We start from the raw sequence: 23,776 nt of genomic DNA on the forward strand, positions 1-23,776 counted from the left end.
AATGAGCATTCCGAGCCGGTTTTTAACGCTGCATAACCAAGTTTCAAGCGATTTCGTACATAGCCTAGAGACCTGGGAGGTATTTGACTGATACGCCGAGTGTCCGGCCGATGCCCCCGGAAGAGCCAGCGACGAACCTCGCGCCTTGCGGATCAATATAGGCAGGTGACGTACTGGTAATCCTGATTCTATCCAAGACGACCAGACTGCTTGCATTGACTTTCATGACGTCATTCCTTGCGCTCATGCGCTGAACAGTAGGGTGGCGTTTGCCACCCTTAAATCCTTTGCTTGCAGTCTTATATATTTCTTCGTGTCAGAAAAGCAGCCGGTTCGTTACATGCCCCTTGTTTCAAGGACGAGTTGCCTGGCCGGATTAAACATCTCCGGACACCAGGGATTCATCGGACCATGACGAAATAATGGCAATAAGCCATTATTTTTCATGAACTTAACCATTTCCTCGCGACTGACGGCGCTGGAAAAATCGGAAAACTGGGAGGGGCCAAGATGAGAAATTTCCAAGCCCCGAATAATGATACGAAATATTTCTTATATGTTTTTTGTCGCTACCGGCGAGATCCGGTCGCGTCCCCCCTACGCTCCCAGCGCGCCCAGCCGTTCAACGCTCCACAAAGAAGCTCCGCCCCTCACTCCTGAGCAGGTCGAGCAGGCTCTGCGCCGCCGGGGACAGGTAGCCGCCGTCACGCACGGCGGCGACCAGGGTGCGTTTCATGGTGGTTTCCTTGAGCGGCACCTCACGTAGGTGCATGGCCCCGCGCACGTCTTCCAGGGTATTGCGCGCCAGGAAGCTCAGCAGTTGGGTCTGGCCAATCAACGGTGGCAGCAACGAGATGGTGTTGGTCTCGATCTGCACCGACGGCAGCGGCAGCCCGCGGGCCAGGAACACGCCGTCGATCCAGCGCCGGGAGGAAACACCGGTGGCCGGCAGCACCCAACGGTAGCGTCCCAGGTCCTTCAGGCGGATCGGACCGTCGAAGATCGGGTGGTTGCGGCTGGCGACCACCACCGCCTCATCGTCGAACAACGGGTGGGCCAGTATCTGCGGATCACTGTCGAACTGTGGGCAGATCACCACGTCCAGGCGGCCGGCACGCAGGGACTCGCGCAGCATGTTGTCCTGGCCGATGACCAGGTTCAGCGTGATCTGCGGCGCACGCTCGAGCAGGGTCGCCGTCAACTGCGGCAGCAGGTACTCGGCCATGCTCGACGCGCAGCCCAGGCGGATATTGCCCAGCACACCGCTGGCAAAGTCACGGACCTCGCGGTGGGTCTCGGCGATGTTCTGCTGCAGTTGCCGGGCGCGCTGCTGCAACAGCACCCCGACCGGCGTCAGCTTGATGCGCCGGCCCTCGCGCTCGAACAGCTTGGTACCGAACGACTCTTCCAGGCGCTGGATGCTCTTGGTCAGCGCCGGCTGGCTGCGGTTGAGCTTCTCCGCGGCGCGCCCCAGGTGCCCGAGTTCGGCGATGGTTTCGAAATAGGTGAGATCGCGCAGGTCCATAATCAATCAACCAAAGTTATAGGTTCATGACAATTAGAAACTGGACTTGATCAATTGCGCTATCAATAATTTACCCATCGCGTCGATCGCAACGCCCTGCAACAGGTGCGTCCGACGCTCTGGAGGGAGTTTTGTCCGATTCATCGCGTTTTTCCCTGAGCCACTGGCCACGCCCGCTGCAATGGCTGGCCCTGATCCTTCTCGCCGGCAGCGCCGGGCAACTGTTAAAGCACGCCAACCTGCCGGCCGGTCAATTCATCGGGCCGATGCTGGTGGCGATCGGCTTCGGCGTCAGCGGCGCCCGCATCCGCATCCATCGCCAGGCATTCCGCCTGGGCCAGGGCTGCATCGGCCTGCTCGCCGCCCATTCGATGACCCTGGCCGTTTTAGAAGCCATGGCCGACTCCTGGCACCTGATGCTGTTCGCCACGGTACTGACGGTGGTCCTGAGCTCGTTGGTCGGCCTGCTGATGGTCCGTTTCGGCGGCATCCAGGCCAGCACCGCCGCCTGGGGGACCTCCCCCGGCGCGGCGTCGGCCATGGTCGCGATGGCCGATGATTTCGGGGCCGACGGCCGGGTCGTGGCAACCATGCAATACGTGCGGGTGGTCTGCGTGGTGGTGATCGGCGCGCTGGTCAGCCATGTGCTCGAAGCGCCGGCCGGCGGCGAGCAGCACGCAATGGCCGCGCCCCAACACGGGCTGGACCTGCTCAGCCTGGGGCTGACCCTGGCAACAGCGGTGCTCGGGGTGGTGCTCGGCGCCCGCGTACCGGCCGGAGCCCTGCTCGTCCCCCTGCTGATCGGTGGCGCATTGCAACTGTCCGGCCTGTTGCACATCACCCTGCCGGCCTGGCTGCTGGCCACGGCCTACGGCGCCATCGGTTGCTACGTCGGCCTGCGCTTCGACCGCCCCACCGTGCTCTACGTCTGGAAGCGCCTGCCGGTGATGATCCTCAGCGCCATCAGCCTGATCGCCCTGTGCGCCGCCTCCGCCTGGCTGCTGGCGAAGTGGCTGGGCCTGGATTTCCTCTCGGTCTACCTGGCGACCAGCCCCGGCGGCCTGGACACCATGGCAATCATCGCGGTCGACACCCATTCCGACGTCGGCCTGGTGCTGGCCATGCAGACCCTGCGCCTGCTGGCGGTGATCTTCACCGGTGCCTACTTCGCCCGCCTGGTGATCCGCTTCGCCCGCCAGGCGTGACGCCCGGCACCCGCCCTTGCAGGGATGCAATCGCGGTGCTGTCGCTTGCCTGAACCCATCGGCAAACGACGCCGCTTAACGATTCATTTCACGTTTTTTTCTCATCTGCCCCTCTACATTCCCGCCCGAACAAACATGCGAATGATTCCTATTGTTTAACCGGAGCGGCGAAAAGGGTGCAGTCGCACCCGCTCCCGCTTCTCGGCATCGACCATAAGACCGTACACAAGACCGCAGGAGCTTCCACAGAATGATTTCCCGTTTCCCTTCGCTGTTCAAAATGACCCTGCTGGCCACCGCCCTGTTCGGCGCCGGCCAGGCCTACGCGGCGCCCAGCGCCGAGGGCATCGTGGTCTACAACGCCCAGCACGAAAGCCTGACCAAGGCCTGGGTCGAGGGTTTCACCAAGGAAACCGGGATCAAGGTGACCCTGCGCAACGGTGACGACACCGAGATGGGCAACCAACTCGTGCAGGAAGGCGACAAGTCGCCCGCCGACGTGTTCCTCACCGAGAACTCGCCGGCCATGGTGCTGGTGGACAACGCCAAACTGTTCGCCCCGGTCGCGCCGAGCACCCTGGAACAGGTCGGTGCCGCCTACCGTCCGGCCCACGGCAACTGGGTCGGTATCGCCGCCCGCTCCACCGTGTTCGTCTACAACAAGGACAAGCTGAGCCAAGCGCAACTGCCCAAGTCGCTGCTAGACCTGGCCAAGCCTGAGTGGAAAGGCCGCTGGGCTGCTTCGCCGGCCGGTGCCGACTTCCAGGCCATCGTCGCCGCCGTGCTGGAACTCAAGGGCGAAGCCGCCACCCTGGACTGGCTGAAGGCGATGAAGGCCAACGCCTCGGTCTACCGCGGCAACAGCGCGGTGCTCAAGGCGGTCAACGCGGGCCAGGTGGAAAGTGGTGTGATCTACCACTACTACAGCTTCGGCGACCAGGCCAAGACCGGCGAGAACAGCAAGAACACCTCGCTGCACTACTTCCGGCACCAGGATCCGGGCGCCTTCGTCAGCCTCTCCGGTGGCGGCGTGCTCAAGTCCAGCCGGCACCAGGAGGAGGCCCAGGCGTTCCTCAAGTGGGTCACCGGCAAGGGCGGCCAGGCAGTGCTGCGCGACGGCAACTCGTTCGAGTACGCGGTCGGCGTCGGTGCCGACTCCAACGCGAAACTGGTGCCGCTCAAGGACCTCGACGCGCCGAAGGTCGACGCCTCGAAACTCGACAGCAAGAAGGCCGTGGCCCTGATGACCCAAGCCGGAATCCTGTAATTGCTCCCGCAGTCCAACCCTCCTCTGGACACCGCCGCAGCCGCTCACGCGCCTGCGGCGCTTTCGCCTCGGCGAACCGGAAAATTTTTCGCTCGGCAGAGCAATCCGTGGATCATCGGACTGTCGCTGCTGATGTCCCTGCTGGCCCTGTTGCCCATCGCCTTCGTCATCCTCTCGGCCTGGCAGACCGGCTGGAGCACCCTGCTGGAACTGGTGTGGCGCCCAAGGGTGGCGGAACTGGCGGCCAACACCCTGCTGCTGACCCTGATCACCCTGCCGCTGTGCGTGATACTGGGCCTGGCCCTGGCCTGGCTGACCGAGCGCACCGACCTGCCCGGCCGGCGTCTCTGGTCATTGCTGGCGACCGCACCGCTGGCGGTGCCGGCGTTCGTCCACAGCTACGCCTGGGTCAGCCTGGTGCCGTCGATCCACGGCCTGGGCGGCGGCGTGCTGGTGTCGGTGATCGCCTATTTCCCGTTCCTCTACCTGCCCATCGCCGCCACCCTGCGGCGCCTGGACCCGGCCATCGAGGACGTCGGCGAATCACTGGGGCTCAAGCCCTGGGCGGTGTTCCGGCGCATCGTGCTGCCGCAACTGCGGCTGGCGATCTGTGGCGGCTCGCTGCTGGTCGGCCTGCACCTGCTGGCCGAATACGGTCTCTACGCGATGATCCGCTTCGACACCTTCACCACGGCGATCTTCGACCAGTTCAAGTCGACGTTCAGCGGCCCGGCGGCCCACACCCTGGCCGGTCTGCTGGCGCTGTGCTGCCTGGGGCTGCTGACGGTCGAGTCGGCGGCCCGCGGCAAGGCCCGCTACGCCCGGGTCGGCTCCGGTACGGCCCGCCAGCAGCGCACGGTACGGCTCGGTGTCGCAGGCAAGCTGGTGGGCCTGAGTGTCCCGTTGCTCAGCAGTGCACTGGCCCTCGGCGTGCCGTTGATCACCCTGGGCAACTGGCTGGTCGCCGGCGGCGTGGATGTCTGGCAGGCGGATGAGCTGTGGCCGGCCTTGCAACAAACCTTGCTGCTCGGGGCCGCCGGTGCGCTGCTGACCACCTGCGCCGCGGTGCCGGTGGCCTGGCTGTCGATCCGCTCGCCAGGGCGCCTGCATCGCCTGCTGGAAAGCTGCAACTACATCACCAGTTCGCTGCCGGGCATCGTCGTCGCGCTGGCGCTGGTCACGGTGACCATCCACTTCGCCCGGCCGATCTACCAGACCTCGCTCACCGTACTGCTGGCCTACCTGTTGATGTTCATGCCGCGGGCCCTGGTGAGCCTGCGCGCGGGCATCGCCCAGGCGCCGGTGGAGCTGGAGAACATCGCCCAGAGCCTCGGTCGCTCGCCGGCCCGGGCCCTCTGGCTGGTCACCCTGCGCCTCGCCGCACCGGGTGCCGCCGCCGGTGCGGCGCTGGTGTTCCTGGCCGTGGTCAACGAACTGACCGCGACCCTGCTGCTGGCGCCCAATGGCACGCGCACCCTGGCCACCGGCTTCTGGGCCCTGAGCAGCGAAATCGACTACGCCGGCGCCGCACCCTATGCCCTGATCATGATCCTGTTGTCGCTGCCGCTGACCGGCCTTCTCTACCATCAATCCAAACGCACGGCGGGCCGATGAACGCTCTGGTACTCAACTCGCTCTACAAGTCCTTCGGTGCACAATCGGCCCTGGAGAACGTCAGCCTGTCGCTCGCCGCCGGCAGCCGCACGGCGATCGTCGGCCCCTCGGGTTCGGGCAAGACCACCCTGCTGCGGATGATCGCCGGCTTCGAATTTCCCGACTCCGGCAGCATCGTGCTCGACGGCCAGCCACTGGTCGACGCCCACACCGCCATCCCCGCCCACCAGCGCCTGATCGGCTATGTGCCGCAGGACGGTGCGCTGTTCCCGCACATGACCGTGGCCGACAACATCGGCTTCGGCCTCGCCGGCAAGACCAGCGAGAAACAGCCGCGTATCGCCGAACTGATGGAGAGTGTCGCGCTGGATGCACAGATGGCGAGCCGTTGGCCCCATGAACTGTCCGGCGGCCAACAGCAACGGGTCGCCCTGGCCCGCGCTTTGGCCCAGCGGCCACGGCTGATGCTGCTCGACGAACCGTTCTCGGCCCTCGACACCGGGCTGCGCGCGGCCATGCGCAAGATGGTCGCGCGCCTGCTGTCGGATGCCGGCGTGACCACCATCCTGGTGACCCATGACCAGGCCGAGGCGCTGTCGTTTGCCGATCAACTGGCGGTGATGCGCCAGGGCCGGCTGGTACAGGCCGGGGCGCCGATGGATCTCTATCTGCGCCCGGTCGACGAGGACACTGCCGTGTTTCTCGGCGACGCGGTCATTCTTCCGGCGCGGATCGAGGATGGCTGGGCGGAGTGTGAGCTGGGCAAGGTGCCGGTCAACAATGAAGGCCTGCATGGCCCGGCGCAGATCATGCTGCGACCCGAACAACTGCAACTGGCCATGCCCGGCTCAGGTGAGATCGCGGGCAGCCCGGCGGTAGTGACCGACTGTGACTTCGGTGGCAATACCTGCACCTTGACGGTGGAACTGGCCAACGCGGGGAAACGTCCGCTGCTGGTGCGCAGCAGCGGCATGTTGGCACCGCGGGTCGGCGCCCAGGTGCGGGTGTCGACCCTCGGGCACGCCCACGTGCTGGGTTAGCAGGTCAGCACGCCCGCCGTCCGGGTCGGCCGGGCCCAGGGCGCGATCAGGCGCTCTGGCGTACCGCAGGCTTTGCGCTTGAGCACGAAGTTGCGGCACTTGCCGGCGAAGCCATTGCGGTCCTGCACCATGTCCTGCTGCATCTGCGCCAGTTCCAGGTCGCGGCAGTACTCCATCGCCTCCAGATCCGGCGCCTGCTTGTTTTCGCGAGCCATGTGCGGCTCGTGAACCAGGCGTTGGGCCTCGCCCATCAACCACTCGCCAAAGGCCTGCGGACAACGCGGACCGATGCCCTGGATCATGCCCATCGCCAGCGCCTGGGTGGTGCTCAGCGGCAGGCATTGCTGGGTCAGTTGCAGGGCCAGGTCGGCCCCCACCGCCCGCGGCAGGCTGTAGGTCCAGTATTCGGAACCGTAGAGGCCCATGGTCTTGTAGTGTGGATTGAGCACGATGCCGTCGCGGGCCAGCACCACGTCCGCCGCCAGCGCCAACATCACCCCGCCCGCCCCGGCACTGCCGGTCAGGCCGCTGACCACCAGTTGCCGGGCGCTCAGCAGTTCGCGGCAGACATCGTTGATCGCACGGATATTGGCCCAGGCTTCCAGGCCTGGCACTGCAGCAGCCTGGATGACGTTCAGGTGCACACCGTTGGAGAAACTGCCCTGCCCGCCACGGAACACCAGGACCTTGGTGTCCTGGGCCCTGGCCCAGCGCAACGCACTGACCAGCCGGCGGCACTGTTCGGTGCTCATCGCACCGTTGTAGAACTCGAAGGTCAGTTCGCCGACATCGCCCACCTGGCGATAGCGGATCGGCTGGTAGGCCTCCAGGCATTGCCGGTGGGTGCTGATCGACCAGTCCAGGGTCGGCACCTGGTCCAGCCGCCCGGCCAGCACATGGCGCGCCGGGCGCTTGAAGGTTTCCTCGCCGGTGGCGGGCTTGCGCCGCAGGGAACCGATCCAGATGCTGCGATCGCCCGTGGCGACCAGCACCGCGTCATCGTGTACCGCCAGCAGTTGCCCGGGGGTTCCGCAGCGGCTGTCCAGGTGGGCGTCGTAGAGGTAGTACTGCTCACCCTGGAGGCTGGCAAGTACCCCGGGCTGGCCATCGGCGGCATCGATACGACGCTTGATGAACTCGGCGCTGTCATGCCAGCTGAAGCTGCGGTCGCTCTGCTTCATGTTCGGCTGCAGGTGGCCGCGCACGTCTGGCGATTCATAGTCCAGTGGCGTCGGTTTGAAATCGGTACCGAATTTCGCCACCACCTCGTGGATGCAGATCAGCGCCGCATCGGCCACCGGGCCGTTGTACAACTGCGACTTGCGCACCTGGGCCGGCATCTCGAATTCGCTGGTCGCCCAGATCGCGCCGCTGTCCATCTCCTCGGCCGCCTGCAGGGCGGTCACGCCCCAGCGCGGGAGCTTGCGGCTGATGGCCCAGTCCAGCGCGCTGGCGCCGCGGTCGCCGACAATTCCCGGATGGATGATCACCACCGGGCGCTCGGTATTGCGCCACAACTGCTCGGGCACACGGTCCTTGAGAAACGGACAGATCACCAGTTGCGCGCCGCTGCCTTCGATCTGCCGGCAGACCTCCTCTTCAGTGGTGAACAGCACCACACTGGGCTCGTGCCCGGCTTCGCGCAACGCCAACCAGGCACGCTGGGTGAGACCGTTGAACGCGGTGGACAACAGAATGATCTTCAATGAGCGCATGACTAACCTCCTCCTTGAGCATGTACCGGGCCCACTGCTGCGATGAACAATCCATGGCCCGACCGGAGTGGCTACAGTAGCGCGGTGTGAGGAGCCGGCCTTGATCGAGGTCAAGGCCGAAGGTGCAGGCGTCAGCGGTGACGCGCGCGGGCTTCGCTGGCGGTGTGACCGAAGAAGTCGCGGAAACAGCGGCTGAAGTGCGCCGAGCTGACGAAGCCGCAGGCAGTGGCGATGTTGATCACCGACTCGTTGGTCTGCAGCAGCAGTTGCCGGCCGCGGGTCAGGCGCAGCTCCAGGTAGTAGCGCTTGGGTGAGCTCTGCATGAACTGCTGGAACAGTCGGTCGACCTGACGCCGCGACAGGTTGACGTAGGCCGCCAACTGGTCGAGCTCCAGCGGGTCTTCGATATTGTTTTCCATCAGGTCGAGCAGGCTTTGCAGCGCCACCGGCAGACGCGGATCGCGGGAGACCCGCGCCAGCGGCATATTGTCGGTCTGTTCGCTGCGGTCGCAACTGAGGATCGCCTCGATCCCCCGTACCAGTTCGTCGCCCTGCTGGGCGCGGATCACGTTGAGGATCAGGCCCAGGGCACTGTTGGCGCCGGCACAGCTGATCAGCCCACCGTCGATCACATAGGGCTGCGGCAACAACTGCACCGTCGGGCAGATTTCCATCAGGCCGGCGCGGTTCTCCGGGTGCACGGTGCAGGAACGGCCGTCCAGCAGGCCGGCATGGGCCAGCTGGAAGCAGCCGTTCCAGAGGCTGCCCAGTTGCATCGACGCCCGCGCGCACTGGCGCAGTTTCTCCACCAGCTTGCCGGCCGGCTGCAACGGGCTGCGCAGGCCGCCGCAGACAATCAGCAGGTCGGCGCCGTCCGGACGCAGGGCGCTGATGCAGTCGTCGGCGGCGATGGAGATACCCAGGTCGCAGGCGATCTGCAGGTGATCGATGCCAAAGGTCTTCACTTCATACAGCGGCGCCCGTCCCAGCAGGTTGGCCGTGACCAGTCCATCCAGCGCGCCGGTGAAGGCCATCATCGAGAAATTGTCGAGCAGCACGAAGGCGATCCGCCGGGGTGGTGGCGGCGTGAGCGCTCCCTGGCCCGACTCGTTCAGGTAGGCGAGATTCAGGGTCTTGAGGCTGCGACTGAATTGGCGGTGCCCCGCCGGTGGTGATTCGGACATGCGTGATGATGCTCAAGGAGAACCAGGAGGCTGGTGGGCACGAGAATATCGCGTTCGCGCAGCGCCTTCAAAACTGTTCGAAAGGCTTGCCACGCAGTTTTCTTTGACAGCTGTGACGCGGCAGAAAACAATGCTCGGCGGCATCCGAGCCTGAAGAACAGCCGGGGTGCCTGTCTTTCGGAGACTGTATGAACAAGATCCTGTCGATCCTGTCGGGCCTGGCAATCGCCCTGATGCTGACCGGCTTTACCCGGACATCGCCCGATACCCCGGTCCAGCTGGACGACTACACCCTGGGCAAGATCAGGCTGATCGAGTCGCGGCTGGCCAGCGAAGGCCACCCCGACACCGGCCGGCGCATCGACGAGATCTCCGCCAGCTTCCTCGGCACACCCTATGTACCGCATATGCTGGTGGGCTCGGCGACCTCGGCGGAAAAGCTGGTGATCGACTTCCGCGGCCTGGACTGCTTCACCTACCTGGATTACGTCGAGGCCCTGCGCAAGTCCGACAGCCTGCCGCGCTTCATCGAGAACGTGGTCCGCACCCGCTACGAAAACGGCGACATCAGCTACGTCAACCGCAAACACTTCTTCACCGACTGGGCGCATGCCACGCCGCTCAATGCCCGCGACGTAACCCGCGAAGCCAGCCCGGACGCCACCACCGTCACCAAGGTCCTCAAGACGCCTGCCGGCGGTGGTTCGAGCGCCGAGGTGACCCGCGCCATCAGCTACATTCCCAGCCAGTTCGTCGACGACACCGTCATCAGCCGGTTACGCACCGGCGACTACGTCGGCATCTACACCCCCGCCCAGGGCCTGGACGTGACCCACACGGGCATCTTCATCATGACCGACAAGGGCCCCGTGCTGCGCAACGCCTCGGCCCAGTCGAACCACTACCAGGTCATCGACTCGCCGTTCCTCGCCTATGTGAAAAAGACCCCGGGGATCGTGGTGCTGCGGGCCCTCTGAGACCAGCAGCACCTCTCGAAAACCATCGTTACACATATCGGGAAATACCTGTGACAGGGTCGTAACCCGCAGTCCGTCTAGCCTTGAATGTGCCGGCAGGGAATGTCGGCAGGAAGCAGCCATACGTCGGCAACTTTCTCAAACCTAAACGGATGGGTTATTATTGAATCATGGTGACGACAGCGCGATTCGACGATGTACGAGTAGTGATCTACTCCAACGATCACAGGCCCTGCCATGTGCATGTCATGAACTGGGAGCACGAAGCGGTGTTCCACCTGCGGTGCCCCGAAGGTCCGCCGCAACTGCGTATCAACTACGGTTTTACCTATCGCAGGCTCAAGCTTCTGTGCGCACTGCTGACCGAAGACCTGGCCTATCAATGCCAGCAATGGAAGGAGATCCACGGTGACTTTGACTGAACTCGAATTCAGGCAGGCAAACGCCTCCCAACCCAAGGTGCCTCGTGCGGAGCAGGTCCACTACGACACTGAAACCGACTGCGTGGTGATCCGGCTCGATTCCGGGGTGAGCCTGTCTTTCCCGCCGCGCCTGGCCCAGGGACTGGCCGGCGCCAAACCTGCGCAGCTGGCACGGATCGACATCAGCCCCAGCGGCCAGGGGCTGCACTTTCCAGCCCTGGATGTCGACCTGCACCTGCCCGCGCTGATCAATGGCGTGCTGGGTAGCGCATCGTGGATGGCCGGTCAGTTGGGCAGGAAAGGCGGTTCCCGCTCGACCGAAGCCAAATCCCGCGCCGCTCGCGAGAACGGCAAGCTGGGCGGTCGTCCGCGCAAGCGCCCCGCCCTCTGAAGCAGACCCGGACGCCTGGCACAAGGCCCGGGCGTCATCAGCGTGCCGCCTCGTCGAGAGGAAGGGAAAACAGAACGTTTTTTGTATACCATATCCTTTCCATCCCTCTCGAATGATCGCGCCGTGTCCCTACCCAAACTCAATCTGCCGGACCTGGGCAATGCGCCCTCCACCTCGGAGATCATCACCCGTCACCTGCGCGAGGCGATCGTCGCCGGCAATTTCGCCGAGGACGAGCCGATTCGCCAGGACGAAATCGCCCGCCAGTTCAATGTCAGCAAGATCCCGGTGCGCGAGGCACTCAAACGGCTGGAGGCCGAGGGGCTGGTGATGTTCCAGCGCAACCGGGGGGCGATGGTCACGCGTCTCTCCGAGCTGGAGCTGGCGCAGATGTTCGAGGTGCGCATGCTGCTGGAGGACAAGGTGTTGCGCCTGGCGATCCCGAACATGACCGACAGCACCTTTGCCAGGGCCGAGAGCATCTGCCAGGAGTTCGTCGGCGAGAACGATGTCGGCCGCTGGGCCGAACTCAACTGGGAACTGCATGCCTGTCTCTACGAGCCGGCGCAGCGGCCGTTCCTGGTCGGCATGATCCGCTCGGTCAACGACAAGCTGGAACGCTACCTGCGCATGCAGATGAGCCTGTCCGCCGGCAAGGAGCGCGCCGATCACGAACACCGGGAAATCATCGAAGCCTGCCGCGCCCGCGACGTGGAACGGGCGGTGAAACTGCTCGACGAGCATATCGCCGGTGTCTGCGCGACCCTGCTCGAACATCTGCCGCGCGCACACTGAGGCCGGTGCCACTGTGCCGATTTCGTCATGAGCACCCGATAAAAGCATCAAGCCGGACCACCCCCGCGCAGGCCACTCTGCGAACTCCTTCATTCCACAGTGGCCTGCCATGAAACGTATCACCGTGATCGACTCGCATACCGGCGGCGAACCCACCCGCCTGGTGACCGCCGGTTTCCCTGACCTGGGCCACGGCAGCATGGCCGAGCGCCGCCAGCGCCTGGCCGAACAGTACGATAGCTGGCGCGCCGCCTGCGTCCTCGAACCCCGCGGCAGCGATGTGCTGGTCGGCGCCCTGCTCTGCGAACCGGTGGACCCGCAGGCCTGTGCCGGCGTGATCTTCTTCAATAACACCGGTTACCTGGGCATGTGCGGCCACGGCACCATCGGCCTGGTGGCCTCTCTCGCCCACCTGGGCCGCATCGGCCCGGGCACCCATGCCATCGAGACCCCGGTCGGCACCGTGCACGCCACCCTGCACGAGGACCGCTCGGTCAGCGTGCGCAACGTGCCGGCCTACCGTTATCGGCGAGCCGTGGCGCTGGAAGTGGCGGGCATCGGCCAGGTGGTCGGTGATATCGCCTGGGGCGGCAACTGGTTCTTCCTGATCGCCGAGCACGGCCTCGATGTCGCCAGCGACAACCTCGAGGCATTGACCGCCTACAGCTTCGCCGTACAGCAGACGCTGGAGCAGCAAGGCATCCGCGGCGAGGACGGCGGCCTGATCGACCATATCGAACTGTTCGCCGACGACGCCCATGCCGACAGCCGTAACTTCGTCCTGTGCCCCGGCAAGGCCTACGACCGCTCGCCCTGCGGCACCGGTACCAGCGCCAAGCTGGCGTGCCTGGCGGCCGATGGCAAGCTGCAACCGGGACAGGTCTGGCGTCAGGCCAGCATCCTTGGCAGCGAGTTCGAAGGCTCCTACGAGGCCGCCGGCGAGCGCATCGTGCCGACCATCCGTGGGCGGGCACACATCAGCGCCGAAGCGACCCTGATCCTCGAACAGGACGACCCGTTCGCCTGGGGCATCCGCCTGTGAACGAAGGCGCGGTGGCCGACGTGATCGTGATCGGTGCCGGCATCGTCGGCGCCGCCTGCGCCCAGGCCCTGGCCCACCGGGGCCTCGACGTGCTGGTGCTGGATGCCGGGTTGCCCAATGCCACAGCGGCGGGCATGGGCCACCTGCTGGTGCTCGATGACAACCCGGCCGAACTGGCGCTGAGCCAATACTCGGTGCAACGCTGGCGCGAGCACGCGCCCAAGCTGCCCGAGGGCTGCGCCTATCGCAACAACGGCACCCTGTGGATCGCGGCCAACGCCGAGGAAATGGCCGTGGCCGAAGCCAAGCACCACAACCTGCAGGCCCACGGCATCGCCTGTGAGCTGCTCGACGGCCAGACCCTGCACGAACGCGAACCGCAACTGCGCGAAGGGCTCGAGGGCGGCCTGCTGATTCACGGCGACGGCATTCTCTACGCCCCGGCCACCGCCCGCTGGATGCTCGAGACTGCGGGCATTCGCCAGCGTCGGGCGCGGGTCCGCGAAATCGACGGCCAGCGCGTACGGCTCGACAACGGTCACTGGCTCGCGGCCGGTGCCGTGGTGCTGGCTAATGGCGTGCAGGCTGACGAGCTGTGTCCGGAACTGCCTATCGAGCCGAAGAAGGGGCATCTGCTGATCACCGACCGCTATCCCGGCAGCGTCACCCATACCCTGGTGGAGCTGGGTTATGTCACCAGCGCCCACAACGCCAAGGGGCCATCCACCGCCTGCAACATTCAGCCACGCCCGACGGGTCAGTTGTTCATCGGCGCCTCGCGGCAGTTCGGCACCCGCGACCTCGCAGTCGAAAGCTGGATGCTGGCGAAGATGCTCAAGCGCGCCGTCGAGTACCTGCCGGGCCTGGCCCGACTCAACGCCATCCGTGCCTGGACCGGTCTGCGTGCCGCGAGTCCCGACGGCCTGCCGCTGGTGGGTGAGCACCCGCGGCGCAAGGGTCTGTGGCTGGCCGTCGGCCATGAAGGACTGGGCGTCACCACGGCCCCCGGCACCGCCGATCTGCTGGTCGGGCAACTGTTCAACGAAACGCTGCCGCTGGATGCCACTCCCTACCTGCCCCAGCGCTTTCCAGGAGTCTCGGCCCATGCCTGAACTGATACTGGACGGCCGCGCCCTGCGCGTCGCCGATGGCACCACCGTGGCCGCCGCACTGGCCCTGGGCGGTGACGGCTGCAGTCGTACGTCGGTGAGCGGCCGCCGTCGGGCACCGCTGTGCGGCATGGGTATCTGCCAGGAGTGCCGGGTCAGTATCGATGGCTACCGCCGCCTGGCCTGCCAGACCTTGTGCCAGGACGGCATGCGTGTGGAGACCCGGCCATGAGCGAAACCACCGACCTGCTGATCATCGGTGCCGGTCCGGCCGGCATAGCCGCCGCCCTCGCCGCCGCCCCCAGTGGCGCACGCATCACCCTGATCGACGACAACCCACTGACCGGCGGGCAGATCTGGCGTGACGGGCCGCAGGCCAAGCTGCCGCCCCTGGCCCGGCAGTTGCGCGAGCGCCTGCAACATTGCGCCAATGTGCAGCACCATCCCGCCACCCGGGTGATCGCCCGCAGTGGCCCGAAACGGCTGTTGCTCGAAGACCCGCAACGGGGCTGGCAGATTGGCTACGACAACCTGATCCTCTGCACCGGGGCCCGCGAACTGCTGCTGCCCTTCCCCGGCTGGACCCTGCCCGGTGTCACCGGTGCCGGTGGCCTGCAGGCGCTGGTCAAGGGCGGCCTGCCGGTGAACGGCGAACGCCTGGTGATCGCCGGTAGCGGCCCGTTGCTACTCGCCAGCGCCGCCACGGCGCGACAGGCCGGGGCGCGGATCCAGCGAATCGCCGAACAGGCTTCGCGGGCCGCCGTCGCCGGTTTTGCCGCACAGTTGCCGCGTTGGCCACACAAGGGGCTGCAAGCCTTCGCTCTGTTCGACCGCCATTACCGCACCGATACCCACGTGATTGCCGCCCTCGGCAACGACCGCCTGGAAGGTGTGCGCCTGCGGCAGCACGGCAGAATCGTCGAAGTGGCTTGCGAACGACTGGCCTGCGGCTTCGGCCTGATCCCCAACAGCCAGCTCGGCCAGGCCCTGGGCTGTGCACTCGCCGGCCAGGCCATCGCCGTCGACGACTGGCAGGCCAGCAGCCTTGCCGATCATTACGCCGCCGGCGAATGCACCGGTTTCGGTGGCAGCGAGCTGGCCCTGGTCGAAGGCGCGATCGCCGGGCATGCAGCCGTGGGCGAGCGGCAGGCCGCCCGCGCCCTGTGGTCGCGGCGGGCACGCTGGCAGGGTTTTGCCGACCGCCTGAACCGGGCCTTTGCCCTCGACCCACGGCTCAAGTCCCTGGCCGAGCCGGACACCCTGGTCTGCCGTTGCGAGGATGTCAGCTACGCCGAACTGCTCGGCCACCGCGACTGGCGCGAGGCCAAGCTGGCCAGCCGTTGCGGCATGGGCGCCTGCCAGGGCCGCGTGTGTGGTGGTGCGACCACCTACCTGTTTGGCTGGCAGGCCGCGGCACCGCGCCCACCGTTCGGCCCGGCACGCATCGACACCCTGTTGCACCTGGACGACACCCCACCGGCATGAAGCGTGGCCCGGGGCTTCCGGCAACCCCGACGGATCACTATGATCCCGGGGGTTGCCACCAGATGCCTGCCGCCATGTATGCCTCGCTCAACAGCTTCAAGCCCTGCGACCTGCCCACGCTGCTGAACAGCCTGCACAGCATCGCACCGTTGCTCGACACCCTGGCGGACGTGGTGTTCTTCATCAAGGACAACCAGGCCCGCTATGCCTTCGCCAACCAGACCCTGGCCCGACGCTGTGGTTTCAAGCACACCGAAGCGTTGTTGGGGCTGACCGCCGACCGGGTGTTCCCCGAGCGCTTCGGCGCCTCCTACACCGAACAGGATCGCCGGGTACTGGGCAGCGGCCGTGAACTGGCCGACCAGTTGGAGCTGCACCTCTACTACGGCAACCAGCCGATCTGGTGCCTGACCCACAAGGTGCCCTTGCGCGACCCGCAGGGACAGATCGTGGGCCTGGCGGGGATTTCCCGCGACCTGCAGTTGCCGCAGTCGAACCATCCGTCCTTTCCGAAAGTCGCCGCGGTGGATGCGTACATCCGCGAGCATTTTTCCCAGCCCATCAGCCTGGCCGAACTGACCGGCATCGCCGGCCTGTCGGTGGCCCAGTTGGAGCGCCAGTGCAAGCGGATCTTCCAACTCACGCCCCGACAGATGATTCACAAGGCGCGCCTGGAGGAAGCCTCGCAACTGTTGTTGCAGGCCGACCTGCCGATCACCGAGATCGCCCTGCGCTGCGGTTACACCGACCACAGTGCCTTCAGCCGTCAGTTCCGGGCGCTGACCGGGTTATCGCCGAGCCATTATCGCGAGACGCATCGGCAGCGGTGACGTCAGGGCGGATGTCTGGTCAGGAGGCCGAGGGTGGACTTAAGGAGCCATTCGCGGGCAAGCCGCGAAGGGCCGCCACTGTGTTCCTTTAAGGCGCGCTTTCGCCCTCGTCTGCTCCCTTCTGTAACACCACCCTTCCCCCCGCCTTGACCCACGGCGCCCACCAGCCCCCCCCTAAGCCAAGGCTCTGCAACGAATTTCCCTGTCCAGCTGGAATCAGGCACAGTCATTGCTAATCTAATATCGTATACGAAATTCATAATACGATAACCAACACCACTCACCGACAAACGAGGCTTCCATGAAAAATCCCGTTTTTGCCGCAGCGCTCAGTGTGGTTCTCAGCTCTTGCTTCATCGCCACGGCCCAGGCCGACAAGCTCGATGACATCATCAGTTCGGGCAAGCTGCGCTGTGCCGTCACCCTCGACTTCCCGCCGATGGGCTCGCGTGATGCCAACAACAAGCCGGTGGGCTTCGACGTCGACTATTGCAACGACCTGGCAAAAGTCCTCGGCGTCACTGCCGAAGTCGTCGAAACGCCGTTTGCCGATCGTATCCCGGCCCTGATGTCCGACCGCGTCGACGTCATCACCGCCTCCACCTCCGACACCCTCGAACGGGCCAAGACCATTGGCATGAGCATCCCCTACTTCGCCTTCCAGATGGTGGTGCTGACCCGCGAGGACACCGGCATCAGCAAGTACGAGGATCTCAAGGGCAAGAATGTCGGCAACACCAGCAGCACCTACGAAGCCATCGCCCTGGAGAAGGACCAGAAGAGCTGGGGCAGCGGCAGCTTCCGTGCCTACCAGTCGCAGAACGACACCATCCTGGCCGTGGCCCAGGGCCACATCGACGCCACCGTGGTCACCAACACCGTGGCCGCCGCGACGCTCAAGTCCGGCAAGTACAAGGGCCTGAAGGTCGTCGGCAACGCCCCGTACGTGATCGACTATGTGTCGCTGGGTGCCGCCCGCAACGAGTACGGCCTGATCAACTACCTCAACCTGTTCGTCAACCAGCAGGTACGGACCGGGCGCTACAAGGAACTGTTCACCAAGTGGGTCGGCACCGAGATTCCACCGACCGACCTGACCGTTCCCCACGTCTACTACTGAGGACCGCTCGATGCCCAGCACGCCCACTGTCCTGAGCGGACGCAGTCTGGTCGAAGGGTCTGCCCAAGGTCCCCTGCTGTTCGCCGATGTCGGCCTGAGTTTCTGGGGTGGCGTCGATCCGTTCAGCGGCGAGGTGATCGATCGCCATCATCCCCTCAGCGGCCAGCACCTGAGCGGCTGTGTGCTGGCATTGCCCAGCGGGCGCGGCTCCTGCACCGGCAGCAGCGTCATGATGGAGGCGATCAGCAACGGCCATGCGCCTGCCGCCCTGGTGCTGGCCGAGGCCGATGAGATCCTGACGTTGGGTGTGTGGGTGGCCCAGGTGATTTTCGACCGCTCTCTGCCGGTGCTGTGCATCGGCAGGGAGGCCTTTGCCGCCTTGCGCGGCCAGGCCTTCGCCCGGGTGGAAAATACTCGCCTGAGCCTGTTCGATGCCTGCCCTGCGGATGGCTGGCAGGTCACGCCAACGCCTCCCTCCTTTCGCCCGGCAATCGGCAGCGTCGAACTCAGCGAGTACGACCGCAGCCTGCTGGACGGCCACTATGGCAAGGCCGCCCAGGTGGCCATGCAGATCGTCCTGCGAATGGCCGGGCTGCAAGGTGCCACAGCCCTGCTGGACGTGACCCAGGCCCATATCGATGGCTGCATCTATACGGGCCCGGCGAGCCTGCGCTTTGCCGAACAACTGGTGCAATGGGGCGCGCGGGTACGCGTCCCGACCACCCTCAATTCCATCTCCGTGGACCAGCGGCGCTGGCGCGAGCTGGGGGTCGACGCGGCCCTCGGCGAGCCCGCCAGCGCCCTGGGCAACGCCTACATGGCCATGGGTGCGCAACTGAGCTACACCTGCGCGCCGTACCTGCTCGACAGCGCCCCCAAGGCCGGCGAGCAGATCGTCTGGGCCGAATCCAACGCCGTGGTCTACGCCAACAGCGTGCTCGGTGCCCGAACCCAGAAATACCCCGATTACCTGGACATCTGCATCGCCCTGACCGGCCGCGCCCCATTGACCGGCTGCCACCTGGCCGAACGGCGCAAGGCACAGTTGCAGATCGAGGTGCCAACCTTGAACGCGTTGGACGATGCGTTCTACCCGCTGCTCGGCTACCACATCGGCACGCTGTGCGGCAGCCGTATCCCCCTGGTGCGCGGGCTGGAACGCAGCCGGCCCGACCTCGACGATCTCAAGGCGTTTGGCGCCGCGTTCGCCACCACTTCGGCGGCACCCCTGTTCCATATCGCCGGGGTCACCCCCGAGGCGCTCGATCCGGCACAGGTGGCGGATGCATCGCTGCCTGTGGAGCGCATCGACCTGGCCGGGCTGCTGGAAAGCTGGCACGAACTCAACAGCGCCCGCAGCCCATCGGTGGATGTCATCTCGCTGGGCAATCCGCACTTCTCCCTCGGCGAGTTCGCCCACCTGGCGCGGTTGTGCCAGGGCCGACACAAGCATCCGTCGGTGATCATGGCGATCACCTGTGGCCGCGCGGTGCTGGAACAGGCCCGTGCGGCGGGATATCTGGAGCCGATCGAAGCCTTCGGCGCCACGCTGATCACCGACACCTGCTGGTGCATGGTCGGCGAACCGGTGATCCCGCCGGGCGCCCGCACGCTGATGACCAACTCCGGCAAGTACGCCCACTACGCTCCCGGCCTGGTCGGACGCAGCGTGCACTTCGCCAGCCTCGCCGAATGCGTCGACAGCGCCTGCACCGCCCAGGCCAGTGGGCGCCTGCCGGCCTGGTTGCAACAGGAGGAGGCGGCCCATGTTTAATTTCAGCTACACCTTCCAGTGGCGCGCGGCGTTCCGCGCCCTGCCCGACATGCTCAGCGGCGCCTGGGTGACTTTCGAGACCGCCGCCCTGTCGATGATCTTCGGCGTGCTGATCGCCCTGACCCTGACAGTGATGCGCGAGGCCAGACAACCGTTGCCGCGCGGTTTCGCCAACGGCTGGGTGTCGATCGCCCGCAACACCCCATCACTGTTCCAGATCTACATCCTGTATTTCGGCCTCGGCTCGCTGGGGCTGCATGTCAGTTCCTGGTTCGCACTGCTCGCCGGGATCACCTTCAACAACGCCGGCTACCTGGCGGAGAACTTCCGTGGCGGCCTCAAGGCGGTGCCCGGCACCCAGATGCGCGCCGCGCGCTCGCTGGGCATGAGCGCCTTCCAGGCCTACCGGATGATCGTCGTGCCGCAGTTGCTGCGGGTGGTGTTCTACCCCCTGACCAACCAGATGGTCTGGGCGGTGCTGATGACCTCCCTGGGGGTGGTGGTGGGGCTCAACAACGACCTGACCGGGGTGACCCAGGAATACAACGTCAAGACGTTCCGCACCTTCGAATACTTCGCCATCGCGGCGGTGCTGTATTACCTGATCGCCAAGGCGATCGTCGCGATAGCCCGGCTGTTGTCCTGGCGGCTGTTCCGTTACTGAGGGGGTCTGCTCGATGTTCTCTACCAGTCTTACCGCCAATGACCTGCTGTTCCTGCTCAGCGGCGCGTGGGTCACGCTGCAACTGACGTTCTGGGCGATCCTGCTGGGCAGCGTCGCCGGCCTGTTGTTCGGCCTGCTGCGCGCACTGCTGCCGCGGGTGAGCTTGCCGCTGGCCTGGGTGCTGGACGTGTTTCGCAGCGTGCCGCTGCTGATCCAGTTCGTCCTGTTCAACTCGTTCAAGAGCATCCTGGGCCTGAAGATCAGCGCCTTTTCGGTCGGCTGCATCGTGCTGGGCATCTACGCCGCCGCGTACTTCACCGAGATCGTGCGCAGCGGCGTGCTGTCGGTGCCGCCGAGCGTGCGCCGGGCCAGCCGCTCGCTGGGGCTGAGCTACCTGCAGGACCTGCGCTGGATCGTCCTGCCGATGGCCACGCGGGTGGCCTTCCCCGGCTGGCTGAACCTGGTGCTGGGGGTCATGAAGGACACCGCGCTGGTGATGTGGATCGGCATCATCGAGCTGTTGCGCGCCTCGCAGACCATCGTCACGCGCATCCAGGAACCGCTGCTGGTGCTGTGCATCGCGGGCCTTATCTACTACGTCATGAGCCTGGTGGTCGCTCGCCTGGGCGCTCGTCTGGAAAGAAGGTGGCAAGAAAATGATTGAGATCGACAACGTACACAAATCCTTCGGCGACCTGGAAGTGGTCAAGGGCGTCAGCCTGACGGTGAACAAGGGCGAGGTGGTGTCGATCATCGGTGGCTCCGGTTCCGGCAAGTCGACCCTGCTGATGTGCATCAATGGCCTGGAGTCGATCCACAAGGGTAGCATCCGCGTCGACGGCATCGAGGTCCACGACCGCGCCACCGACCTGAACAAGTTGCGGCAGAAGATCGGCATCGTGTTCCAGCAGTGGAACGCCTTTCCGCACCTGACGGTGCTGGAGAACGTGATGCTGGCGCCGCGCAAGGTGCTCGGCAAGAGCCGGCAGGACGCCGAGGAACTGGCGGTGCGCCAGCTCACCCATGTCGGCCTGGGCGACAAGCTCAAGACCTTTCCCGGCAAGCTCTCCGGCGGCCAGCAGCAGCGCATGGCGATCGCCCGCGCCCTGGCGATGTCACCGGATTACATGTTGTTCGACGAAGCCACCTCGGCACTCGACCCGCAACTGGTCGGTGAGGTGCTGGACACCATGCGCATGCTCGCCGAGGACGGCATGACCATGGTTCTGGTGACCCATGAGATCCGTTTCGCCCGGGACGTTTCCGACCGCGTGGCGTTCTTTCGCAACGGCCTGGTGCATGAGATCGGCTCGCCCGATCAGGTCATCGGCAATCCACGGCAGCCGGAGACGGCGGCGTTTCTCAAGTCGGTCAAGTAGAAATGCCCCCCAATCCCTTTAGGAGCCGGGCTTGCCCGCGAACCGCCGAAGGCGGCCGTTCACCTCGCCAGCGTCGCAGCCTGGCCGGCGCTTTCGCGGGCACGCCCGGCTCCGACAGGGGGACCGTTAAGCAGACACGAAAGGAGGAGTATGCAATGCGTTCTTCGAAGATCGTTCATGTAGTCAGTTGCCATGCCGAAGGCGAAGTCGGCGATGTGATCGTCGGCGGTGTCGCCCCGCCGCCGGGCGCCACCGTGTGGGAGCAGTCACGCTGGATCGCCCAGGATGAAACCCTGCGCAACTTCGTCCTCAACGAACCGCGCGGCGGCGTGTTCCGCCACGTCAACCTGCTGGTGCCGGCCAAGGACCCGCGGGCGCAGATGGCCTGGATCATCATGGAGCCGGCCGACACGCCGCCGATGTCCGGCTCCAATTCGCTGTGCGTGTCCACGGTGCTGCTCGACAGCGGCATCCTGCCGATGACCGAACCGCAAACGCGCCTGGTGCTGGAGGCTCCCGGCGGCCTGATCGAAGCCGTAGCCGAATGCCGGGACGGCAAGGTCCAGCGGGTGGAAATCAGGAATGTACCGTCGTTCGCCGACCGCCTCGACGCCTGGATCGAAGTCGAAGGCCTGGGCTCGCTCCAGGTCGATACGGCCTACGGCGGCGACAGTTTCGCCATCGTCGACGCCCGGCGCCTGGGTTTTGCGATTCGCCCCGATGAGGCCCGGGATCTGGTCGAGACCGGCCTGAGGATCACCCGTGCCGCCAACGAACAGCTGGGTTTCGTCCACCCGCTGAACCCGGACTGGTCGCATATCTCCTTCTGCCAGATCGCCGCCCCGGTGATCTACGAGAACGGTATCGCCACGGCTGCCAACGCGGTGGTGATTCGCCCCGGCAAGATCGACCGCTCGCCCTGCGGTACCGGCTGCTCGGCGCGCATGGCGGTGCTACAGGCCAAGGGGGTGCTGAAGGTCGGCGAACGCTTCATCGGCCGCTCGATCATCGGCTCCGAGTTCCACTGCCGCATCGACTCACAGACCGAGCTGGCCGGGCGTACGGCGATCTATCCGTGCCTGTCCGGCCGGGCCTGGATCACCGGTACCCACCAGTTGCTGCTCGACCCCGCTGACCCGTGGCCACAGGGCTATCGACTGTCGGACACCTGGCCGGGAGCCTGATGCCCCACTGATTAAATACCCATTGCACGACCTTGCGGCGCTGGAACGGCGCCCGCTGAAACACACGAATCGCAGATTTTTATCAACCACATCGTATACGAAATACAATTAAACCAGGAGTCCATCATGAGTAAACGCATCAACTGGAGCGGCGTCTTCCCCGCGGTCACCACCCAATTCAACGACGATTTCTCCATCAACCTGGAAAAGACTCACCAAGTGATTTCCAACGTGATCCGCGATGGCGTCTCGGGCCTGGTGGTCTGTGGCTCGGTCGGCGAAAACACCTCGCTGACCGCCGAGGAAAAGATCGCCGTCACCGAAGTCGCGGTGGCCGCCTCCGGGGGCCGGGTGCCGGTGATCTGCGGTGTGGCCGAGTTCACCAGCGTGCAAGCGGCCAAGGTCGCGAACTCGGTGCGCAAGGTCGGGGTCGACGGGGTCATGCTGATGCCGGCGCTGGTCTATGGCTCCAAGCCGTTCGAGACCGCCGAGCACTTTCGCTATGTGGCCAGGCATGCCGACGTGCCGCTGATGGTCTACAACAACCCGCCGATCTACAAGAACGACGTCACCCCGGACATCCTGATTTCCCTGGCCGACTGCGACAACGTGGTGTGCTTCAAGGACTCCTCCGGCGACACCCGCCGTTTCATCGACGTGCGCAATGAAGTCGGCGATCGGTTCGTGCTGTTCGCCGGTCTCGACGACGTGGTGCTGGAGAGTATCGCAGTGGGCGCCGAGGGTTGGGTGTCGGGGATGTCCAACGTGTTTCCCAAGGAAGGCGAAACCATCTTCCGCCTGGCCAAGGCCGGGCGCTTCGCCGAGGCGATGCCGATCTATGAATGGCTGATGCCGATCCTGCACCTCGATGCGCGGCCGGACCTGGTGCAGTGCATCAAGCTGTGCGAAGCCATCGCCGGCCGCGGCAGCGCCCTGACCCGCCCACCGCGCCTGGCACTGCCGGAGGCCGATCGGCTGTTCGTCGAGCAGATCATGGCCAAGGCCCTGGCCAACCGACCGGTGTTGCCGGACGTGGGGCTCTGAGCTCGGAGCC

The 23,776-nt window shown here is 65.4% G+C and carries 23 protein-coding genes; 20 read left to right on the plus strand and 3 right to left on the minus strand.

Annotation, left to right across the window (positions count from 1 at the left end):
• Window positions 1-622 precede the first annotated feature (622 nt).
• The gene (locus PF66_RS26785) at window positions 623-1,525 is read right to left on the minus strand and encodes a LysR family transcriptional regulator (protein WP_054057068.1); all 903 of its coding nucleotides are present in this window, start codon (window positions 1,523-1,525) and stop codon (window positions 623-625) included.
• A 131-nt stretch (window positions 1,526-1,656) separates the two neighbouring features.
• On the opposite strand from PF66_RS26785, the gene PF66_RS26790 reads away from it, so the two are divergent.
• From PF66_RS26790 to PF66_RS26805, 4 genes are all read left to right on the plus strand, one after another.
• Window positions 1,657-2,730, plus strand: a complete 1,074-nt coding sequence (locus PF66_RS26790) for an AbrB family transcriptional regulator (protein ID WP_054064324.1) — start codon at window positions 1,657-1,659, stop codon at window positions 2,728-2,730.
• A 250-nt stretch (window positions 2,731-2,980) separates the two neighbouring features.
• The gene (locus PF66_RS26795) at window positions 2,981-3,997 is read left to right on the plus strand and encodes an iron ABC transporter substrate-binding protein (protein WP_054061483.1); all 1,017 of its coding nucleotides are present in this window, start codon (window positions 2,981-2,983) and stop codon (window positions 3,995-3,997) included.
• Between the two features lie 132 nt (window positions 3,998-4,129).
• Entirely contained in the window at window positions 4,130-5,611 is a 1,482-nt protein-coding gene (locus PF66_RS26800) for an ABC transporter permease (RefSeq protein ID WP_241494455.1), read from the plus strand.
• Window positions 5,608-6,651: an ABC transporter ATP-binding protein gene (locus PF66_RS26805; protein ID WP_054064325.1), complete on the plus strand. Its 1,044-nt coding sequence runs from the start codon at window positions 5,608-5,610 to the stop codon at window positions 6,649-6,651. Before PF66_RS26800 ends, PF66_RS26805 begins: the two co-directional genes overlap by 4 nt.
• Here the strand turns inward: PF66_RS26805 and PF66_RS26810 are convergent.
• Together PF66_RS26810 and PF66_RS26815 are read right to left on the minus strand one after the other, a co-directional pair.
• Entirely contained in the window at window positions 6,648-8,366 is a 1,719-nt protein-coding gene (locus PF66_RS26810; RefSeq protein ID WP_054058141.1) for a hydrogenase maturation protein, read from the minus strand. The two genes, PF66_RS26805 and PF66_RS26810, sit on opposite strands and share 4 nt — an antisense overlap.
• A 131-nt stretch (window positions 8,367-8,497) precedes the next feature.
• Entirely contained in the window at window positions 8,498-9,550 is a 1,053-nt protein-coding gene (locus PF66_RS26815) for a GlxA family transcriptional regulator (protein ID WP_054058140.1), read from the minus strand.
• A 188-nt stretch (window positions 9,551-9,738) separates the two neighbouring features.
• On the opposite strand from PF66_RS26815, the gene PF66_RS26820 reads away from it, so the two are divergent.
• The 16 genes from PF66_RS26820 to PF66_RS26895 all read left to right on the plus strand — a co-directional run bounded on the left by PF66_RS26820 (window position 9,739) and on the right by PF66_RS26895 (window position 23,766).
• Window positions 9,739-10,527 carry an N-acetylmuramoyl-L-alanine amidase-like domain-containing protein gene (locus PF66_RS26820; RefSeq protein ID WP_054064326.1) on the plus strand — a complete coding sequence of 263 codons (789 nt, stop codon included), beginning with the start codon at window positions 9,739-9,741 and terminating at the stop codon, window positions 10,525-10,527.
• 170 nt (window positions 10,528-10,697) lie between these two features.
• Window positions 10,698-10,949, plus strand: coding sequence for a DUF4160 domain-containing protein (locus tag PF66_RS26825; RefSeq protein ID WP_054058138.1), 252 nt, complete (start codon window positions 10,698-10,700; stop codon window positions 10,947-10,949).
• Window positions 10,936-11,340, plus strand: coding sequence for a DUF2442 domain-containing protein (locus tag PF66_RS26830; RefSeq protein ID WP_054058137.1), 405 nt, complete (start codon window positions 10,936-10,938; stop codon window positions 11,338-11,340). The genes PF66_RS26825 and PF66_RS26830 overlap by 14 nt, the downstream gene beginning before the upstream one ends.
• A 123-nt stretch (window positions 11,341-11,463) precedes the next feature.
• The gene (locus PF66_RS26835) at window positions 11,464-12,135 is read left to right on the plus strand and encodes a GntR family transcriptional regulator (protein WP_054064327.1); all 672 of its coding nucleotides are present in this window, start codon (window positions 11,464-11,466) and stop codon (window positions 12,133-12,135) included.
• Window positions 12,136-12,244: 109 nt separating this feature from the next.
• A complete protein-coding gene (locus PF66_RS26840) occupies window positions 12,245-13,177 on the plus strand; it encodes a 4-hydroxyproline epimerase (RefSeq protein ID WP_054064328.1) in 933 nt (310 codons plus the stop codon).
• On the plus strand, window positions 13,174-14,289 hold the full coding sequence (locus PF66_RS26845; protein WP_054064329.1) for an NAD(P)/FAD-dependent oxidoreductase: 1,116 nt from the start codon (window positions 13,174-13,176) through the stop codon (window positions 14,287-14,289). The genes PF66_RS26840 and PF66_RS26845 overlap by 4 nt, the downstream gene beginning before the upstream one ends.
• The gene (locus tag PF66_RS26850; RefSeq protein WP_054064330.1) at window positions 14,282-14,518 is read left to right on the plus strand and encodes a (2Fe-2S)-binding protein; all 237 of its coding nucleotides are present in this window, start codon (window positions 14,282-14,284) and stop codon (window positions 14,516-14,518) included. Before PF66_RS26845 ends, PF66_RS26850 begins: the two co-directional genes overlap by 8 nt.
• The gene (locus PF66_RS26855) at window positions 14,515-15,771 is read left to right on the plus strand and encodes an NAD(P)/FAD-dependent oxidoreductase (protein ID WP_054064331.1); all 1,257 of its coding nucleotides are present in this window, start codon (window positions 14,515-14,517) and stop codon (window positions 15,769-15,771) included. Before PF66_RS26850 ends, PF66_RS26855 begins: the two co-directional genes overlap by 4 nt.
• 74 nt (window positions 15,772-15,845) lie before the next feature.
• Window positions 15,846-16,601, plus strand: a complete 756-nt coding sequence (locus tag PF66_RS26860; protein ID WP_054064427.1) for an AraC family transcriptional regulator — start codon at window positions 15,846-15,848, stop codon at window positions 16,599-16,601.
• Between the two features lie 301 nt (window positions 16,602-16,902).
• Window positions 16,903-17,721 carry a transporter substrate-binding domain-containing protein gene (locus PF66_RS26865; RefSeq protein WP_054064332.1) on the plus strand — a complete coding sequence of 273 codons (819 nt, stop codon included), beginning with the start codon at window positions 16,903-16,905 and terminating at the stop codon, window positions 17,719-17,721.
• A gap of 10 nt (window positions 17,722-17,731) precedes the next feature.
• On the plus strand, window positions 17,732-19,495 hold the full coding sequence (locus tag PF66_RS26870; RefSeq protein WP_054064333.1) for an aconitase X: 1,764 nt from the start codon (window positions 17,732-17,734) through the stop codon (window positions 19,493-19,495).
• A complete protein-coding gene (locus tag PF66_RS26875) occupies window positions 19,488-20,159 on the plus strand; it encodes an amino acid ABC transporter permease (RefSeq protein ID WP_054064334.1) in 672 nt (223 codons plus the stop codon). Before PF66_RS26870 ends, PF66_RS26875 begins: the two co-directional genes overlap by 8 nt.
• Before the next feature lie 13 nt (window positions 20,160-20,172).
• Entirely contained in the window at window positions 20,173-20,823 is a 651-nt protein-coding gene (locus tag PF66_RS26880; RefSeq protein WP_054059961.1) for an amino acid ABC transporter permease, read from the plus strand.
• Window positions 20,816-21,538: an amino acid ABC transporter ATP-binding protein gene (locus PF66_RS26885; protein ID WP_054059962.1), complete on the plus strand. Its 723-nt coding sequence runs from the start codon at window positions 20,816-20,818 to the stop codon at window positions 21,536-21,538. The genes PF66_RS26880 and PF66_RS26885 overlap by 8 nt, the downstream gene beginning before the upstream one ends.
• A 155-nt stretch (window positions 21,539-21,693) precedes the next feature.
• Entirely contained in the window at window positions 21,694-22,722 is a 1,029-nt protein-coding gene (locus PF66_RS26890; protein WP_054059963.1) for a trans-3-hydroxy-L-proline dehydratase, read from the plus strand.
• Window positions 22,723-22,848: 126 nt separating this feature from the next.
• Window positions 22,849-23,766 carry a dihydrodipicolinate synthase family protein gene (locus PF66_RS26895; protein WP_054064335.1) on the plus strand — a complete coding sequence of 306 codons (918 nt, stop codon included), beginning with the start codon at window positions 22,849-22,851 and terminating at the stop codon, window positions 23,764-23,766.
• Window positions 23,767-23,776: the final 10 nt, after the last annotated feature.

This window comes from Pseudomonas asplenii (genome assembly GCF_001293465.1).
Taxonomy (GTDB): Bacteria; Pseudomonadota; Gammaproteobacteria; order Pseudomonadales; family Pseudomonadaceae; genus Aquipseudomonas; species Aquipseudomonas fuscovaginae_B.

Bases quoted from the DNA above. Each gene is read 5' to 3' on its own strand.
- PF66_RS26815 (WP_054058140.1), bottom strand. From the start codon at position 9,550: ATGTCCGAATCACCACCGGCGGGGCACCGCCAATTCAGTCGCAGCCTC.
- PF66_RS26840 (WP_054064328.1), top strand. From the start codon at position 12,245: ATGAAACGTATCACCGTGATCGACTCGCATACCGGCGGCGAACCCACC.
- PF66_RS26875 (WP_054064334.1), top strand. From the start codon at position 19,488: ATGTTTAATTTCAGCTACACCTTCCAGTGGCGCGCGGCGTTCCGCGCC.
- PF66_RS26805 (WP_054064325.1), top strand. From the start codon at position 5,608: ATGAACGCTCTGGTACTCAACTCGCTCTACAAGTCCTTCGGTGCACAA.
- PF66_RS26865 (WP_054064332.1), top strand. From the start codon at position 16,903: ATGAAAAATCCCGTTTTTGCCGCAGCGCTCAGTGTGGTTCTCAGCTCT.
- PF66_RS26785 (WP_054057068.1), bottom strand. From the start codon at position 1,525: ATGGACCTGCGCGATCTCACCTATTTCGAAACCATCGCCGAACTCGGG.
- PF66_RS26850 (WP_054064330.1), top strand. From the start codon at position 14,282: ATGCCTGAACTGATACTGGACGGCCGCGCCCTGCGCGTCGCCGATGGC.
- PF66_RS26880 (WP_054059961.1), top strand. From the start codon at position 20,173: ATGTTCTCTACCAGTCTTACCGCCAATGACCTGCTGTTCCTGCTCAGC.
- PF66_RS26800 (WP_241494455.1), top strand. From the start codon at position 4,130: ATGTCCCTGCTGGCCCTGTTGCCCATCGCCTTCGTCATCCTCTCGGCC.
- PF66_RS26890 (WP_054059963.1), top strand. From the start codon at position 21,694: ATGCGTTCTTCGAAGATCGTTCATGTAGTCAGTTGCCATGCCGAAGGC.
- PF66_RS26795 (WP_054061483.1), top strand. From the start codon at position 2,981: ATGATTTCCCGTTTCCCTTCGCTGTTCAAAATGACCCTGCTGGCCACC.
- PF66_RS26885 (WP_054059962.1), top strand. From the start codon at position 20,816: ATGATTGAGATCGACAACGTACACAAATCCTTCGGCGACCTGGAAGTG.
- PF66_RS26820 (WP_054064326.1), top strand. From the start codon at position 9,739: ATGAACAAGATCCTGTCGATCCTGTCGGGCCTGGCAATCGCCCTGATG.
- PF66_RS26895 (WP_054064335.1), top strand. From the start codon at position 22,849: ATGAGTAAACGCATCAACTGGAGCGGCGTCTTCCCCGCGGTCACCACC.
- PF66_RS26860 (WP_054064427.1), top strand. From the start codon at position 15,846: ATGTATGCCTCGCTCAACAGCTTCAAGCCCTGCGACCTGCCCACGCTG.
- PF66_RS26870 (WP_054064333.1), top strand. From the start codon at position 17,732: ATGCCCAGCACGCCCACTGTCCTGAGCGGACGCAGTCTGGTCGAAGGG.
- PF66_RS26810 (WP_054058141.1), bottom strand. From the start codon at position 8,366: ATGCGCTCATTGAAGATCATTCTGTTGTCCACCGCGTTCAACGGTCTC.
- PF66_RS26855 (WP_054064331.1), top strand. From the start codon at position 14,515: ATGAGCGAAACCACCGACCTGCTGATCATCGGTGCCGGTCCGGCCGGC.
- PF66_RS26825 (WP_054058138.1), top strand. From the start codon at position 10,698: ATGGTGACGACAGCGCGATTCGACGATGTACGAGTAGTGATCTACTCC.